The sequence below is a fragment of the Desulfosporosinus sp. HMP52 genome, assembly GCF_000765145.1.
GTDB lineage: Bacteria > Bacillota > Desulfitobacteriia > Desulfitobacteriales > Desulfitobacteriaceae > Desulfosporosinus.
The window spans coordinates 1-15,573 of the sequence record NZ_JMGA01000031.1 but is presented as its reverse complement, the minus strand read 5'-3'; the positions used below and the strand labels follow the sequence as shown (position 1 = coordinate 15,573).

General features: G+C 39.8%; 17 protein-coding genes. All 17 read left to right on the top strand.

The window, feature by feature from the left end:
- Complete coding sequence (locus DP73_RS13105; RefSeq protein WP_034600094.1) at positions 1 to 981, top strand: UbiA family prenyltransferase; 981 nt, start codon at positions 1 to 3, stop codon at positions 979 to 981.
- A gap of 71 nt (positions 982 to 1,052) precedes the next feature.
- Positions 1,053 to 2,261, top strand: a complete 1,209-nt coding sequence (locus DP73_RS13100) for an NADH:flavin oxidoreductase (protein WP_034600093.1) — start codon at positions 1,053 to 1,055, stop codon at positions 2,259 to 2,261.
- A gap of 6 nt (positions 2,262 to 2,267) precedes the next feature.
- The gene (locus DP73_RS13095; RefSeq protein ID WP_034600091.1) at positions 2,268 to 2,495 is read left to right on the top strand and encodes a phosphopantetheine-binding protein; all 228 of its coding nucleotides are present in this window, start codon (positions 2,268 to 2,270) and stop codon (positions 2,493 to 2,495) included.
- Positions 2,496 to 2,500: 5 nt separating this feature from the next.
- Positions 2,501 to 3,676 (top strand): pyridoxal phosphate-dependent aminotransferase family protein, encoded by a 1,176-nt coding sequence (locus tag DP73_RS13090; RefSeq protein WP_034600090.1) that lies wholly within the window; start codon positions 2,501 to 2,503, stop codon positions 3,674 to 3,676.
- A gap of 8 nt (positions 3,677 to 3,684) precedes the next feature.
- A complete protein-coding gene (locus tag DP73_RS13085; protein ID WP_242865757.1) occupies positions 3,685 to 4,641 on the top strand; it encodes a diacylglycerol kinase family protein in 957 nt (318 codons plus the stop codon).
- 46 nt (positions 4,642 to 4,687) lie between these two features.
- Positions 4,688 to 5,704 (top strand): AIR synthase related protein, encoded by a 1,017-nt coding sequence (locus tag DP73_RS13080; RefSeq protein WP_242865756.1) that lies wholly within the window; start codon positions 4,688 to 4,690, stop codon positions 5,702 to 5,704.
- Positions 5,701 to 6,999: a beta-ketoacyl-[acyl-carrier-protein] synthase family protein gene (locus DP73_RS13075; protein WP_034600087.1), complete on the top strand. Its 1,299-nt coding sequence runs from the start codon at positions 5,701 to 5,703 to the stop codon at positions 6,997 to 6,999. Before DP73_RS13080 ends, DP73_RS13075 begins: the two co-directional genes overlap by 4 nt.
- Positions 6,992 to 8,029, top strand: a complete 1,038-nt coding sequence (locus DP73_RS13070; protein WP_034600086.1) for an NAD-dependent epimerase/dehydratase family protein — start codon at positions 6,992 to 6,994, stop codon at positions 8,027 to 8,029. Before DP73_RS13075 ends, DP73_RS13070 begins: the two co-directional genes overlap by 8 nt.
- A 237-nt stretch (positions 8,030 to 8,266) precedes the next feature.
- On the top strand, positions 8,267 to 9,448 hold the full coding sequence (locus tag DP73_RS13065; RefSeq protein WP_242865755.1) for a radical SAM protein: 1,182 nt from the start codon (positions 8,267 to 8,269) through the stop codon (positions 9,446 to 9,448).
- 363 nt (positions 9,449 to 9,811) lie between these two features.
- Positions 9,812 to 10,015 (top strand): hypothetical protein, encoded by a 204-nt coding sequence (locus DP73_RS13060; RefSeq protein WP_348982427.1) that lies wholly within the window; start codon positions 9,812 to 9,814, stop codon positions 10,013 to 10,015.
- Positions 10,008 to 11,105, top strand: coding sequence for a poly(R)-hydroxyalkanoic acid synthase subunit PhaE (locus tag DP73_RS13055; RefSeq protein ID WP_034600083.1), 1,098 nt, complete (start codon positions 10,008 to 10,010; stop codon positions 11,103 to 11,105). Before DP73_RS13060 ends, DP73_RS13055 begins: the two co-directional genes overlap by 8 nt.
- Before the next feature lie 22 nt (positions 11,106 to 11,127).
- Positions 11,128 to 12,213 (top strand): class III poly(R)-hydroxyalkanoic acid synthase subunit PhaC, encoded by a 1,086-nt coding sequence (phaC, locus tag DP73_RS13050; RefSeq protein ID WP_242865754.1) that lies wholly within the window; start codon positions 11,128 to 11,130, stop codon positions 12,211 to 12,213.
- 27 nt (positions 12,214 to 12,240) lie between these two features.
- A complete protein-coding gene (gene fabG / locus DP73_RS13045; RefSeq protein ID WP_034600081.1) occupies positions 12,241 to 12,960 on the top strand; it encodes a 3-oxoacyl-ACP reductase FabG in 720 nt (239 codons plus the stop codon).
- Positions 12,961 to 13,122: 162 nt separating this feature from the next.
- Complete coding sequence (locus DP73_RS13040; protein ID WP_034600080.1) at positions 13,123 to 13,668, top strand: phosphohydrolase; 546 nt, start codon at positions 13,123 to 13,125, stop codon at positions 13,666 to 13,668.
- 79 nt (positions 13,669 to 13,747) lie between these two features.
- On the top strand, positions 13,748 to 14,179 hold the full coding sequence (locus DP73_RS13035; protein ID WP_034600078.1) for a DUF2695 domain-containing protein: 432 nt from the start codon (positions 13,748 to 13,750) through the stop codon (positions 14,177 to 14,179).
- 20 nt (positions 14,180 to 14,199) lie between these two features.
- On the top strand, positions 14,200 to 15,057 hold the full coding sequence (locus DP73_RS13030; RefSeq protein ID WP_034600076.1) for an ARMT1-like domain-containing protein: 858 nt from the start codon (positions 14,200 to 14,202) through the stop codon (positions 15,055 to 15,057).
- Between the two features lie 39 nt (positions 15,058 to 15,096).
- The gene (locus tag DP73_RS13025) at positions 15,097 to 15,519 is read left to right on the top strand and encodes an acyl-CoA thioesterase (protein WP_034600074.1); all 423 of its coding nucleotides are present in this window, start codon (positions 15,097 to 15,099) and stop codon (positions 15,517 to 15,519) included.
- Positions 15,520 to 15,573 lie beyond the last annotated feature (54 nt).

Here is a 15,573-nt window from a genome sequence, read left to right as displayed (position 1 = left end):
TTGTTAAAGTTTCTTAAAGCCTACGTGGAATCTATGAGACTTTACTATGCATTTGTCACCGGGATTGCCGGATGGATTGGAATGGCGTTTTATGAGTACATCGCCAAGTCTCCCTTTCAGACCGTGGAGGTAGTACCCGAGACGGAGAAAAAGGCCGTTGTATTAATCATGCTCTTTCTAAGTTGGGGTATTAACCAGATTATTAATGATTATCTAGGCTTGGCAGAGGATCGGGTGAACGCGCCAAATCGGCCTATGGTGACTGGTGAACTTGATCCCAGGAAAGCTCTAATCTTAACCGCAGTATTGCTAATCCTGTCCTTACTGACCACATATTCCTATTTGGAACCAATTGCCCTTTTTCCCGCAATCTTAGGAATTTTATTAAATATTGTTTATGAGTACGCTAAGGCTTATGGAATTTTCGGCAATATTATCTTCGGCTTAATGATTTCTACCTGCACTGCCTATGGGTTCTTAGCAGCAGGGCCCACAACCTCACCGTATTTTACCGAAAGCCGGGTCTCGGTCTTGATTTTAGTGGCAGTTATGAATGGTTTAATGACCTTCTATACATATTTCAAAGACTATGAAGGAGATAAAGCGGCAGGTAAACGAACCATCATCGTGCGCTTAGGGGTAGAGAAGTCCAGATATTTAGCAGCCGTCTCCTCTTTCCTTCCTACGGTTATCTTTTTGCTTTTATATCTCAATAATTTCATTGAAGCCAGAGTTAATAATATGTTTCTCATTCTGGCAGGGCTAACCCTATTCCTTGAGCTGTGGACTGGCTACCTTTACTATAAAAACCCTCGAGGGGAGAGAACCTATTATTCCTTACTAGCAAATTTTCGCTCCTGTATCTGTGGTCAGGCCACTCTGATTGCTCTGTTTAATACTGAACTGGCCATGATCTTATTTCTCGTATCCTATATGTTTGTAGGCTTCCTATTTGACCTGCACACCGACCCGAAATCTTAAGACGTTCCCGCAAAGAATCACTCACTTACGAAAAGAGTGATTTATAGGGGCTAGATAAGCAGGAGGTTAAAATGCAACTTTTCGAACCCGCCAGATTAGGCACCTGTGACTTGAAAAATAGAATAATTCGGTCAGCAACCTTTGAAGGGATGTGCGATTCCCAAGGCCACCCCTTACAGGATTATTATCAACTCTATGAACAATTGGCTTCCGGAGGAGTGGGAGGAATCATTACAGGCTTTGCCTATATTTCTCCTGAAGGAAAAGCAATGCAGCCGGGCCAGTCGGGAATGGACAGTGAGGAGAAGATTGAGTTCTTTAGGTCTGTTACCGAGAGAGTACATCAAAATGGCTGTAAGATATTTCTGCAGCTGGCCCACACCGGCAGGCAGACAAGGAAAAAGGAAACGGGACAAGAGGTCTGGGGAGTATCCCAGAAAAGATCCCTGTATTTCGGAGGATCTCCTCGGAAATTAAGCACGAAACAAGTACATGGCCTGGTTAAGCAATTTGGAAAGGCCGCAATGTATGCACAAGCCGCTGGATTTGACGGAGTACAGGTTCACGCAGCTCACGGTTACCTAATCCACCAGTTTATCTTGCCTGCAATTAATAATCGACAGGATGAGTTTGGAATTAATGCTGAAAGTAAGCTGGGTACAAAGTTCCTGGAGCTTGTGTTAAAAGAAATTCGTAATAAATGCGGAAGAGAATTTGCTTTGTTAGTTAAGGTTAGCGGAAGTGATGATTATTATCCCAGGTTTAGCAATGATCAGTTTGCCAACCTTATCCGCTTCCTTGATGATCAGAAGGTTGATGGTATAGAGCTAAGTTATGGGACAATGGATAATCCGTTGAACATCTTTCGAGGAGATGTCCCTCTGAAAGTAATCTTGAAACATAACCCGATCTTTAAGAATTCCTCTGACCTAAAAGCAATCCCCAGATCACTACATAATGCCTTGATTTACTGTCTGATGAGAGTGAAGTTAAAACCTTTTACGCCAGTCTATAATCTTAACTATGCCAAAATTGCTAAATCATTAACCAGTATTCCCGTAATTTGCGTAGGGGGGTTTCGAACCGGAGAGGAAATCCGGCATTGTCTGGACAAGGAATTTGCAGATTTCGTTAGTTTATGCAGGCCACTCATTTGTGAACCGGATTTCGTTCGGAAACTTTATAAAGACAAAGATTATAGCTCTAAATGCCTAAATTGCAATATTTGTGCTGTCATGTGCGATTCAAACAGGGCAACCAGGTGTTATAGGAAAGGATGATTTGAGATGAATATTGAAGACAGAGTTATTAACTCGGTAAAAGGGGTTTTAGATAAACGTCCCGAGGTAACCTTAGACAGTCGTTTGCTGGAAGATCTATTGGTAGATTCGTTAGATAAACTGATGATTCTTTCGGCAATTGAGGATGAATTTGGCCTAGAGATCGAAGAAGAATTTGCTGATGTACATACTGTCAAGGATATTGTTGTTAAGTTGAAGGCGAGGGGTTTTTAGAGGAGATGGATCGAAAAGAATTTTATAAGAGGTTATGGGTGGATGAGAGTCTCGCTGAAGTCACCGGGTATAATCCCTATTACTTGTCTGTTAATTCCGGACTCAATGAACGATTGTTAGTCAACGGGTGTAAAATGATTGACCTGGCCTCGAATAATTACTTGGGTCTGGCAACGGACAGTCGAGTAAAACAAGCTGCTATAGAGGCTGTGCAGAAATATGGAGTTTCCCTTTGCGGTACGCCTATCGCTACCGGGTATATTGATTTGTTCCAAAGGCTGGAGGAAGAATTAGCGAGCTTTGTTGGCTTGGAGAGAACTGTTATTCTTCCTTCTTGCTACCAGGCTAACAACGGGTTATTCAGTTGTCTTGCCGGTTCTGAGGATCTGATTGTTGTTGACAGGTTGGTTCATTCTTCCTTGATTCAAGGGATTAAAGCAGCAGGCTGTAAAATCAGGCCTTTCTTGCATAATAATCTGAATCACTTAGAAGGAATCTTGCAAAGATCAAGCAGCTATCGGCAGGTTTTCGTTGTCACTGAGTCTGTTTTTTCAACGGAAGGCAGTGTTGCTCCCTTTAAAAAGATCGTTGAATTGTGTGAAAAATACGGGGCCATGCCAATCATTGATGACTCACACGGGATTGGGGTGTTGGGTAAATCTGGCCGAGGTATCCTTGAGGAGCAAAAAATTGAAGGATATAAAGGAATCTATACTGCCTCTTTAGGAAAAGCCTTGGCTAATTCCGGCGGAATGATCAGCGGAGAAAAGAGGGTCATAGACTATCTCAAATATTATTGCTCCCATCTCGTCTACTCTACAGCTCTTTCACCGGCAGTATTAGCAGGGATCAGTGCTGTTCTGGATATTATTAGGGTGGAATTTACAGGAATTAAGCATAAGCTCATTTCTTATCAACGACAAATTCATAAAGCTCTAATCGAAGGGGGATTTGAGGTAGTTGCCGGTGAAGCTCCTATTAATTCCGTTCAAACCGCTAGTAAAGAAGTAACTTTTAGTCTGGGTCAGAGGCTCTATGCCAAGGGGATTCTCTCAACACCCTTTATAGAGCCCTCTGTTCCCCTAAATCAAGGACGGGTAAGACTGATTGCCGGAGCCGGCCTCTCTCCAGGGACTGTTGATGAAGCCGCCGGGATTATCAAAAGGCTAGGTGCCTCATGAGGTGTTTGTTGATCTTAAACCCCGGTTCCCAGGGGGGCAAAAGCAAAGCAAAGTTTGAGAGAATTTTTGCTTTTCTACATAATAATAGGGTGAAGTTTGATTATAAACTGACAAAGACCTTAGATGAGGCTTATACCTTCTCCGTGGAAGGAAATAAAAAAGGTTATGATCTGATCCTTGCTGTTGGAGGAGACGGAACGATTAACAGGGTGATCAGTGGGTTTTATGATCTTGAGGGCAAAAGAATTTCTAAAGCAAAGCTGGCAGTGATTCATACAGGCACCAGCCCGGATTTTTGCAAGAGCTATGATTTACCCTTAGAAATTGACCAGGCCCTCAGCGCTGTTCTGGAGGGAAAGACTATTCAAATTCCTATGGCTAAGATTACCTATCTCAGTGAATATGATGAAACGTTGGACGGCCGGCCACTAAGTTTATCTCATGAAAAGCTGCAAACCAGTTATTTTGCCTGCTGCGCTAATATTGGGATTGGGGCCGCTGTGGCCAGGGGGGCGAATAGTGGGATAAGAGACTATATCGGAGATTTTGCCGGAACCTTAGTTTCTCTGATGAAAGCGCTGATCAGTTATCATCCCTTCAACTTCTCTGTCTGTATTGACGGAAAACAAGTGGTTTTGGAGAAGGTTTACAACATCTTTGTGGGTAAGACCACCTATATAGCGTCTGGGCTAAAAGTCAAAAATGAGTTAGCTTTAAACGACTCTCGGCTCTATGGGTTAATTATTCAAAAGCTTGGTCTCGTAAATTGGGTTAATGTTTTAAAAAAGCTATATAGTGGGGATGAGTTTGCTAATAATTCCACAATCTCCTTGCTTTATGTTCACAAGATGGAGATTTTCGGAAATCCTACGAATAATGAAGTTGAGTTTGATGGAGATCCAAGAGGGTTTTTACCCTGTAGAATTGAGCCTGCTTGGGACCCATTAGATGTAATCTGTCCGTAGGTGGGTCTACTTTCTATAGGCGATAGATGGTTAAGTGAGAAGGTTGATGATGAGAAGAGAAAAAGAATTGATCGAAGTTATCAATAAACAAATGCCTAGGAGTTCCAGTCAAGTTAATCACCTATTTGAGTCGGATGCGGAAATCGTGACCTTTCACGGTAAGGGGCTTCTCTATAATATTGATGAATTTTCGGAAGAAGACTTATTTAGGGAGGATGACCCTTATCGGCTGGGCTGGAATATGGCCATAGGCAGTATCAGTGACATTCTGGCCTCAGGAGGGATTCCTAAGTTTTATGCTCATAGTATGGTTGTTCGAGACTCCTGGAGTACAGAGTATGTTGAAAAGCTGGCTCGAGGAATCGCTCAGGTAATTAAGGAAGCAGAGGTAGCTTTTATAGGCGGGGATTTTGGGATTTCTAAAACCTGGAGATACACCGGTTCAGTTATTGGAGAGCTTGAAAGTCAAGCCTTATTGAGAAGTGGGGCTAAGGTGGGAGATGGAATATATATAACCGGTGGCATAGGCAGAGGGAATGTGGAAGCCGCCCTCAAACTTTATGGAGATAACTTATTAGTTAAGAGTCTAACAGGAGGATGGAAAAACCTCTTGCGGTTGAGAAATAAAGAAGCTGAGCTTATTCGGAAATACAGCCGCTGCTGTATAGATACCAGCGATGGAGTTTTCAATGCCTTACGAATGATTTCAGAAATGAGCAGAACAGGTTTTTTCGTTGACAACCTGCCCTATGTGAAAAGTGGATTAATTTTAGCTAAGACTCTTAACTTGCCTAAAGAGATGCTGTTTTTAGGAGAATGTGGGGAGTACGAATTGCTGTTTACCTTGAGTGAAAAGGGAGAAGAGGAGTTTCTAAGAATTGCAAAGGAGCAGAAACTGACCTTTCAGAAAATTGGAATGGTTAAAGAACCGGGTTCCCAAATTCTTTGGGAAAAAGGACGAGGGATAGATTTTCAGGCGTATGACCTGCGAGCTAGGGATTACTCAGATCCTAAAGACTATTTGCGGAAAGTCGTAAATTTTCTCAAGGAGGCATTGAAATGAACCGAAGAGTTGTTATCACGGGGATTGGGCCGGCTACAGCTTGCGGAATTGGTATCAGAGATTTCACTGCAGGTGTTTTCGGACAAAAAACCTGTCTGGCTGAGATTCCAGGGAGTTATGAACAAAACTATAAGTTTAAATCCAGGTATTACGTACCTAAACCAATCTTTTCCTTAACCGATCTAGGGTTCCATAAGTCAGTGGAAGGAATGATGGAAGAGGCTGCGCGAATCTCCATCTTGTGTACAAAGCTGGCCCTAGAAGATGCCGGCTTTAAAATTTCAAATGGAGAAAAGTATCTGCAGGTAGAGGGCTTGGAAAACAGCGGGGCGATTATTGGTATTGGTATGAGCAGCCTGCAGACAGCCTTCGACTCCTATACTGCCCATATCACAGATACTGAAAAGTTAGATGCTGAAAGAAACCCGAACCTATCCTCAAATTCTGTTAAACCCAGGTTTAACAGAATGGTCATTCCTATGCTGATGACTAATTCCCCGGCAGCTTGGGTATCCATCCTCTTTGGACTTAATGGATTCAGTTACACTCTTAATGCTTCCTGTGCTTCGGGAACTTTTGCTCTGGGTGAGGGATATCGAGCTATTAGTGGGGGTAGAAGTGATGTCATTCTAGCAGGTGGTGTTGAGGCATTAACCGAAAAGAAGGGCGCAATCATGAGAGGCTTTGATATGCTCTCAACTCTTACTAGGTCAGAAGACGGAAGGCCTCAGCCTTTTTCGCGGCAAAGAAGCGGTTTTCTCTTTAATGAAGGGGCAGGATGTGTTCTCGTCCTGGAAGAGCTAGAACGGGCTCGAGCTAGAGGGGCAGATATTTATGCAGAGATTGTAGGGTATGAGGCAGGCAGTGATGCCTACAGCATAGTTCAGATAGAGCCTAACGGAGATAACATTGCTGATCTTTTTGATAAAATTTGCCGAGGAATTAGTGTTGATTATCTGAATGCTCATGGCACAGGGACAACAACCAATGACGAAATTGAGGCTAAGGTTATTCAAAGGGTTTTTGGGGATCGGAGCAAGCAACCTTTTATAAATTCTACAAAGGGGATATTGGGGCACAGTATCGGGGCCAGTGGAGCTCTTGAAGCAGCTATAACTGCAATTTCTATCAAAGAATCCAGAATCCATGGTAACTTAACCGCTGATTCCCTGGATAATCTAAATCTTCCTTTGGAGACGATCACGACTCCCCTTGAATATGCCTTATCTGCTTCTTATGGTTTTGGCGGGCATAATGCTTTAATCCTTTTCAAGAGGTATCAGGAAAATGGATAAGAAGGGGGTTTTAATTACAGGTGGGACAGGATTTATCGGGAGTCATATTACCAGAGAGTTTTGCGAAAATCAGGTCAAGGTCGGCTGCTTGATAAGAAATGAGAGCCAATTAGCGAACCTAGAAGGGTTGCCTGTGGAACTAGAGACAGGAGATATTAGAAATATCGGGGATTTAACTGAAGTTTTCAGGGGTTATGAGTGGGTAATTCACAATGCTGCTAAAGTAGCGGACTGGGGGAACTACCAGGAATTCTACCAGACGAATGTTGCTGGTACAGTGAATGTATTAAAGGCTTGCGTCCAGGCCGGCATAAAAAACATTCTTATGACGGGATCAAATTCTGTCTATGGTGAGGAAAACAGCTTTCTCCTTAAGGACGAGGAATCCCCCTATAATTCAAATTACCCATACTTGGGAGATAGCTTTTTTCCCTGCAAGTTAAACTACTATCGTGATACAAAAGCAATGGCCAAGCAAGAGGGTTTAGCTTTTGCCGAGAAGCATGATTTGAATTTGGCTATTTTAGAGCCTGTTTGGGTCTATGGAGAGAGAGAATTTAACACCGGATTTTACGAATACCTTAAAACGGCGAAAGCTGGAATTCCCTTGGTTCCGGGTGCTAAGAATAACAAATTTCACGTTATCTATGCGGGAGACCTGGCTAGAGCCTATTTTTTAGCTTATAAAAAACAGCTGACAGGCAGGCATTGTATGCTGATCGGTAATGAGGAACCTGAGAATATGGATAAAATCTACGATTTATTCTGTTCTGAAGCAGGGTTAAGAAAACCTGGTAACCTACCTAAAGCCTTAAGCTACCCGATTGCTTTTCTCATGGAACTGTTATTTACAATATTTAAAGCTCAGAATCCACCGCTCTTGACTCGAGGGAGAGTGAATATGTTCTATGATAATATTGAGTTTTCTATTGAAAAAGCCAACCATATCCTAGGCTTTAGGAACTCCTTTAGTCTGGAGGATGGGATCAAAAGAACAGTTGCCTGGTATAAGGAGCAAGGCTTGATTTAATTTGATAAATTTCGAGACTAACACTTTTTAGGGGGGGTTCCCGATTCGGTGGAGTATAGTCCCTCACCAAAGACGATGTTTTGCTTAGCTGAACTAGTTTACTCATGATAGAAAGGAGGTTTCCTTATGGTAACTGTAAGGAATGTTACATGTTTTAGGAGAAATATCTTTAACTTAAGGTTAAAAGTAAGTGTTTTTTTCTGCTTTCTTTCAGCTCGGAGGAAAGGGGAGCTTTCTTTGAAAGAGTTTATTTTAGTATTAAGAAGGCTGCTTCTTTTTGTCTCCAGAATGAAGCAGAATAAATTTGTTGAGATTGAGGGCAAGACATGCTTAGGACTGTATATCCCCGGCTTTCCGTCGACGGCGTTTCTCACCGCCTGCTGGAAGTTTAGTCAATTCAAGGAAAGGATGCCTTGTACCACGGTCTTGTTATCGATTACTTCAGCTTGCCCTTATCATTGTCAGCATTGTTATCAGAAACTTGATAAGGGTAAGGATGTGGATATTGAAGTATTACTGGAGATTGTCAGTAAGCTTCAGGAGATGGGAATAGCTTTCTTTAATATCGAAGGTGGAGAGCCTTTTTTTGCTTATGAACGACTTAAACAGGTATGCCAAGCTATTGATTCAAGATCTGAGATCTGGATTAATTCCACAGGTGCCGGCATGACTAAAGAAAGACTTGCAGAACTTAGAGGGCTAAATGTGACCGCGGTCATGTTTTCTTTGCATAGCCCTGACGCAAAGCTCTTTAACATGTTTATGGGTAAAGACTCTGCCTGGGAAACCATGAAGGCTGGAGTTGAGATGTGCCACGAAGCGGGTTTGGCGGTGGCTTTTAATACCTGCTTGCAGCGGGAGGATTTTTATAACGGTACATTCGAAGGAATTATGGAGACAGCCAAGGATTTCAAGGCCTGTCTGATCCAGATTATTAAACCTAAACCTGCGGGAGGGTGGCTGGAAAAAGGAGTTGTCGAATTCTCCCCCCAGGACATTGAATATGTCAAAGGGAAGGTAAACCAATACAATTTACATAAAAAGAAAGCCAATTATCCGGCCATCTCTGCTCAAATCATTGAAGAAGACAAGTCGGTTTTTGGCTGTACTGCCGGGGGGACTGACAGATTTTATATCAATGCCAAGGGTGATCTCCAGCCCTGTGAGTTTTTAAATATCTCCTTTGGTAACATAATGAGGGATAAGTTTGAGGATATCTATACAAAAATGCGCACTTGTTTTGCTTGGGGCGGAGAGGGTTATCTCTGTGAAAGCTGCTCTCAAGAGATTCATAGGCATTATGAAGAGAATGGTTTAGACACTCTCCCTCTGACCCCGGAGCTATCAGAGAAGATCTATGGTTCCTGGGAGCGGGGAAGAAGGACGGATTTATATGAGAGGTTGGAGCGGATGAGGTAGATCATTCACCATTGATATCCGGAAATTTTATTATGTTACTTTTGGCGACAACAATTAGGCTACTCAGTGAGTAGTCTTTTTCTATGAGTAAATAATGAGAGCAAACTTCGTGGGTTATCTAGGGTTAATTGTAAATAAATATAAATGATTACCAATATAATGATTTTCTATGGATTTTATCATGATAAATTGGTACGATTTTTCTGAAAATATAAATTATAGAGAGGTGGTAAGGATCAACAATTTAGAAGGTTTCAAAAGCATTAATGATTAGTATGTTTTGCAGAATCAAATTCTTGCAAATATCTTGCATACCGAAATATCCTAAAAGCTACAAAAACTATGACAGGGTGGTCTGATATTATGCTTTTTGAGTTTCAAGTTGGAGACCGTGTTGAGACGATCAGTCACTGTATTGGTACTGTTGTTGGAATTGACCATGACGAAGTTGGTGTCTTTATTGTAATTCAGTTTGATACTTTACCAGGTGAATTTGCATACGATCCCAAAGATCTGGCACTTATCCATAATGCTTTTTCTGACAAGGGAGGAATTGAAAATGAGTGAGAACATGGATTTTATGGAAATGTATTTTGAGAACCAAAAAAAGATGTTTGATTATTGGCAGGATCTTATGAATGTGGTGGTAACTCCTAAAGATAAAGCTCAAGGTAAGAAGGAGGAGCCGAATAGTGATTTTGAAGAAAGCCTAAGACCCACTCAGGAGATGACTAAGCAATGGTTTGAATTCAATGATCAATATCTTAAAAATATATCCAAAGTATTTTTTCCATTGCAGTTCAATAAAATTTTTTCCGGAGCTAACATCTATCAGAATCTATATGAAATTTGGGAAGATCTAATTAAGACTTTTACTGGAAAAGATAGTGACCCAATTACTTTTTGTAATAAATGGATTAAAGACTATCAGAAACTATTGTCCAGTAATTTCATTTTTTATTTGCCTGAGCAAGTGCAAAATTTCTCTAAGAAGTTCATCGAAATCTATTCATTATCAACAGATACAAGCCAAAAGTTTTTACATCCATGGTTAGAAGGCTCTCAAACCTTACAAAACCTATTAACAAAAAGCATTACTGGAGATAAAACTGCCTATATCGAGTTTGTAAAACTATGGAATGAAAAGTTCTCATCGACGTATGGGAAAATCTTTAATATGCCTATATTTTCAATGAATCGAGAACTAATGCAAAAACAAATGCATAGCATTAATGCCTCAATCAACTTTATTAACACAATGAGTGAATTTTTTGCAACTATGGCCAAAGTAAGTCAGGAAACCTTTGAAAAGATTATAAAAGATTACCAAGAGATGTTAGTAAAAGGCAATAACCCTAAAACCTTTAAAGAATTTTACGAATATTGGTGGAAACAAAATGAGGCAGCCTATCATAAATTATTCGGAACAGATGAGTTTTCTAAGTTAATATCACAGGTAATGGATGCTGGGGTTAATTTCAAAAAAGAATTTGATAGTTTGTTAGAAAATACGCTTAAATTCTTACCCTATCCTACAAGAACTGATATGGATAGTCTGTATAGAACACTTGATGATTTAAAAAGAGAAGTAAGAGCCTTGAAAAAGGAAGTAATTATGCTCAAGGAAATTAAAGCCAATACAGTGACAATCAGTTGATTATCCGACAAAGGAGGATTTGATGATGTTACCATATTTTCCGATTGACTTAGAGAAATCTTTCGACGATTTGTTCGAATACCAGAAAAAATTCATCCATGGAATCGATGTATTATTGAATTTAAAAGATACAGAATCAAATAAGACCCCTAAAGAGCTTTTTTACAAAGAAGACAAAATGAAGGTATTTCACTATAAACCGTTAGCCAAAAAAGTTAGTAAAGTTCCTACACTTATCATCTATGCCCTAGTTAATCGACAATATATGATGGATATTCAACAAGACCGTAGTGTAATTAAAAATTTGCTGGAACTCGGTTTGGATCTGTATATTATTGATTGGGGATACCCGACTGCACAAGATAAATATGTAACGTTAGAGGATTATATTGACGTCTATATTGAAAATACCGTTAATGAGATTCTCAAAAGAACTGATTCGACGAAGGTAAATATCATTGGAGTTTGCCAAGGAGGAACGTTTTCCGCTATTTACACCGCTTTAAATCCAGAAAAGGTTAAAAACCTGGTTACTATGGTAACTCCCATTGATTTTGAAGCGGGGAGAAAGGCTAAGGATGGTTATTTATTTAAGTGGAGTAAAGATATGAATGTAGATAATCTGGTTGATACGTATGGTGTTATCCCGGGGGAATTTCTAAACGGAGGTTTTGATTTTCTTAAACCGTTCCAGTTAATGCTTAATAAATATGTAAGTATAGTGGATAATTTAGAAAACCCTGATACAGCCGCCAATTTTATTCGTATGGAAAAATGGATCCTAGACAGTCCAGATCAGTCGGGAGAGGCATTTAGACGGTTTATTAAAGAATTGTATCAAGAAAATAGACTGATTAAAGGAACCTTTGATATCGGGGGTAGGGTGGTTGATCTAAAGAAAATTACCATGCCGGTTTTAACCATATGTGGAGACGAAGATCATATAGTTCCTCCGGAATCGACAAGACCATTGTTAGATTATGTTGGGAGTAAAGATAAAGAACTAGTTTCATACCCAATAGGTCATATCGGAATGTATGTCAGCTCAAAATCTCATCATGTCATTGCACCTAAAATTGCGGAGTGGCTATTAAAGCGTGAAAAGTAATCAGTGGGGAAGGAGATGATGGGGTTAATGAGATTAGAGGGCAAAGTGGCCGTTATTACTGGAGGAACCAGAGGTATCGGACGGGCGATGGCAGAAGAATTTGCAAAAGCCGGAGCTATAGTTATTGCCTGTGATATAGAAGTTTTACAATATAAAAATGATAATGTCGAAGGGTATGAACTGAATGTAACCGATGGCAAAGCTTGCAAAGTTTTAGCTGATTACGTTAAGGGGAAATATGGTAAAGTAGATATCCTAGTGAATAATGCAGGTATTACTAGGGATGCCCTTACCGGAAAAATGACAGATGAACAATGGAACTTAGTAATAGACGTAAATCTAAAAGGTGCGTATAATCTGACTCGCTATATTGGCCCCATGATGCAGGTTGATGGTAAAGGATCTATTATCAATATATCTTCAGTTGTCGGAGAATATGGCAATATTGGTCAGGTTAATTATTCAGCGTCAAAAGCTGGCATTATTGGGATGACCAAAACTTGGGCGAAAGAATTTGCCATGAAGGGAGCGCAAGTGAGAGTTAATGCAATTTCTCCAGGCTATACAATGACAGATATTTTAAAGACAGTTCCTCAAGAGTTACTGGAGAAATTCGCGAAGCAAACTATGTTGGGAAGACTTGCCGAACCGACGGAAATTGCTAAGGCAGCTCTTTTCTTAGCTTCTGATGATTCTTCGTATATAACCGGTCATAATTTAAGTGTTAATGGCGGGATGAGGTTGTAGAGTTATTTAATTTCATTCCAAGAATTACGCGCCCCTATACAAATTGTGTGGGGGTTTTTTTGTTCTATCACGTTCTCTTTACAGAAAGCTAAATAATAGTTTATGATCTAAGAAAGAAATTAATAATATATTGATAAAATCCAAACTATAAGTGAGGTAAACATGTCCGACTACATACTAACCTACTCAAAGATCAAGTTCTTTCCATTGGAGCCAATTATGGAAGACATTAAGATTGAAGATATTGCCCATTCTTTATCACTGATGACCAGGGCCAATGGACATTGCAGCCACTTTTACTCAGTGGCTCAGCACTCAATTCATTGCTATAAAGAGGCCAAAAGCCGGGGGTATTCTAAGCGAGTACAACTCGGATGCCTTATACATGATGCTAGTGAAAGCTATATTTCAGATTTGACAAGGCCGGTCAAGAAAAACCTCCCGCAGTACTTTGCTATTGAGGAAAAATTACAAAGTGTTATTTATGATAGATTTGGTCTGGGGGATTTGTCGGATGAAGAACGGAAACAGATTGAAAATGTAGATGATACTCTTTTACACTATGAGTTTGAAACATTAATGGAGTTTCCAATTTTCGATGTCCCACCGGACAAGGGGATGGAACATGAATTTTCACTTCGGGATTTTGCAAGTGTAGAAAATGAATTTATATCTGCGTTTAAGAACTTATATAATCCGGAGAATTAGGATGAAAACTAAAGCGTATAATTTGTTTGGTTAAGTACATACTGCAATAAAACTTTGAATTACTGGAGGCTATGTTTTAATGCAGCTATCTAACGATAAGGAAACAGATAATATAGAAATAGGCAAAGAAATTAGTCAACACCTTGCGTCAAATCCGCAGGTTTTAAACGATAAAAAACTTATCAAAGAAGAAGTTAAGAGACGACTTGTTTCAGATATACAGACATTTGCACTGGAGTATGATTTACTATTTAATGAAGAGAAAGCAACCTTAAATAAGGATTGTGTATTATTGAGTCTGCTCTTTCGGAGAATGTTTTTTTATAAATTAAACGAGAAGCTCTCTGGGTTGTCATGTGACCATACCCTTCGTTTAACTAAGCAAATCTTAACTCAGATGCAATTTAAAAGGGGAAAGATTAACGAGATAATCGATGTATTCAAAAAGAATGGTGGACAGTGTGATTGTGAGATTCTTTATAATGTGGAGAGTCAATTAATCGGGAAATAAAACAGAGGGGGCTCCTATTTGTGAATGTAACTCTGGAATGTATTCCTTGCTATATAAAGCAAACCATCAATACCTTGGCACAAACTGAAATCACTGAGGAAAAAGCGAGAGAAATAATTAATGCAACTCTCCCCCTTATTTCAACCTTAGATCCTCAAAGAACTCCTGCAGAGAACTCGACCATTATTCTTAGAAGAGCAAATGAATTGTTGGGAAACGAGGATCCCTTTCATAAGGCTAAAAAAGAGTCTAATGATTTGGCTCTTGAACTTCTTCCTCAACTAAAAGACAGAATTCAGAAAAGCGAAGATCCTCTGTTAATGTCTTTGCAAATCGCAGTAGCCGGGAATATCATTGATATGGGGATTCTGAAAGATTTCGATGTTGAGAAAAGTATTCAGGAGGCGTTGGCTAAAAGTTTTAGGCGGGACGATTATGCTTCTTTCCAGCAAGGTCTAAATAAAGCCCAGGAGATATTAATTCTGGGAGATAACAGTGGAGAAATTGTATTTGATAAGTTATTAGCAGAACAGCTTTTTAAATCTGGGGTTAAGGTGACTTATGCCGTTAAAGATCAACCAATTTTAAATGATGCCACTATGGAAGACGCGACTTATGTGGGAATGACAGATCAAATTCCCGTTATTTCTAACGGCAGTGGCTTTCTTGGGACGATTCTTGAAGACTGTTCGTCTGATTTCCTGGATGTATATAAATCTGCAGACTTAGTAATCAGTAAGGGACAGGCTAATTATGAATCCTTAGAAGAGCTTGGAAAAAAAGATAGGAGGTTATATTTTTTGCTGCGAGCCAAGTGTGAGATTGTCGCCAATAATTTAGGGGTTAAACTAAATGAAATGGTGTTTTGCCGCAGTTAAAAATGCATAATATATATATTTTGTAAAGAGGAGAGTGCTATGGATTTAAGAGATTTTCCAGTACAAGTAAGCATATCAATTACTGAAAATGAGATGGCTGCTTCCGGTCATGTAAAAAACATCTATTATGTAAGATACTTTGAACAAGCTCGCCTTGAATATCTTAAAAGGCTCCGGTTCGATGAATTCAAAACCAAGACGGGTATAGGAGTTATACTGGCCCAAACGATCTGTAAGTACCTTAAGCCGTTGGCTTATCCTGATCAAATAATGGTTGGTGCTAGAGTTAAGTCGATGGGCAAATCAAGTTTTGTCATGGAATACATAATTGTAAGCGAAAAAATTGGGCTAGCTACAACTGGGGAAGAAGTGATTGTCATTTATGATTATAATACTGAAAAGAAGGCAGACTTGCCGTTATTGATTACTGAAAAGATTAGGAATTTGGAAGTAGCTTTATAACCTGTGTGCTTAATTTGCACCTAATATTGCACAAAGTATAGTAGTAGCCTGTCT

Bases quoted from the DNA above. Each gene is read 5' to 3' on its own strand.
- fabG (WP_034600081.1), top strand. From the start codon at position 12,241: ATGAGATTAGAGGGCAAAGTGGCCGTTATTACTGGAGGAACCAGAGGT.
- DP73_RS13035 (WP_034600078.1), top strand. From the start codon at position 13,748: ATGCAGCTATCTAACGATAAGGAAACAGATAATATAGAAATAGGCAAA.
- DP73_RS13095 (WP_034600091.1), top strand. From the start codon at position 2,268: ATGAATATTGAAGACAGAGTTATTAACTCGGTAAAAGGGGTTTTAGAT.
- DP73_RS13025 (WP_034600074.1), top strand. From the start codon at position 15,097: ATGGATTTAAGAGATTTTCCAGTACAAGTAAGCATATCAATTACTGAA.
- phaC (WP_242865754.1), top strand. From the start codon at position 11,128: ATGATGTTACCATATTTTCCGATTGACTTAGAGAAATCTTTCGACGAT.
- DP73_RS13060 (WP_348982427.1), top strand. From the start codon at position 9,812: ATGCTTTTTGAGTTTCAAGTTGGAGACCGTGTTGAGACGATCAGTCAC.
- DP73_RS13055 (WP_034600083.1), top strand. From the start codon at position 10,008: ATGAGTGAGAACATGGATTTTATGGAAATGTATTTTGAGAACCAAAAA.
- DP73_RS13075 (WP_034600087.1), top strand. From the start codon at position 5,701: ATGAACCGAAGAGTTGTTATCACGGGGATTGGGCCGGCTACAGCTTGC.
- DP73_RS13090 (WP_034600090.1), top strand. From the start codon at position 2,501: ATGGATCGAAAAGAATTTTATAAGAGGTTATGGGTGGATGAGAGTCTC.
- DP73_RS13080 (WP_242865756.1), top strand. From the start codon at position 4,688: ATGATGAGAAGAGAAAAAGAATTGATCGAAGTTATCAATAAACAAATG.
- DP73_RS13040 (WP_034600080.1), top strand. From the start codon at position 13,123: ATGTCCGACTACATACTAACCTACTCAAAGATCAAGTTCTTTCCATTG.
- DP73_RS13070 (WP_034600086.1), top strand. From the start codon at position 6,992: ATGGATAAGAAGGGGGTTTTAATTACAGGTGGGACAGGATTTATCGGG.
- DP73_RS13100 (WP_034600093.1), top strand. From the start codon at position 1,053: ATGCAACTTTTCGAACCCGCCAGATTAGGCACCTGTGACTTGAAAAAT.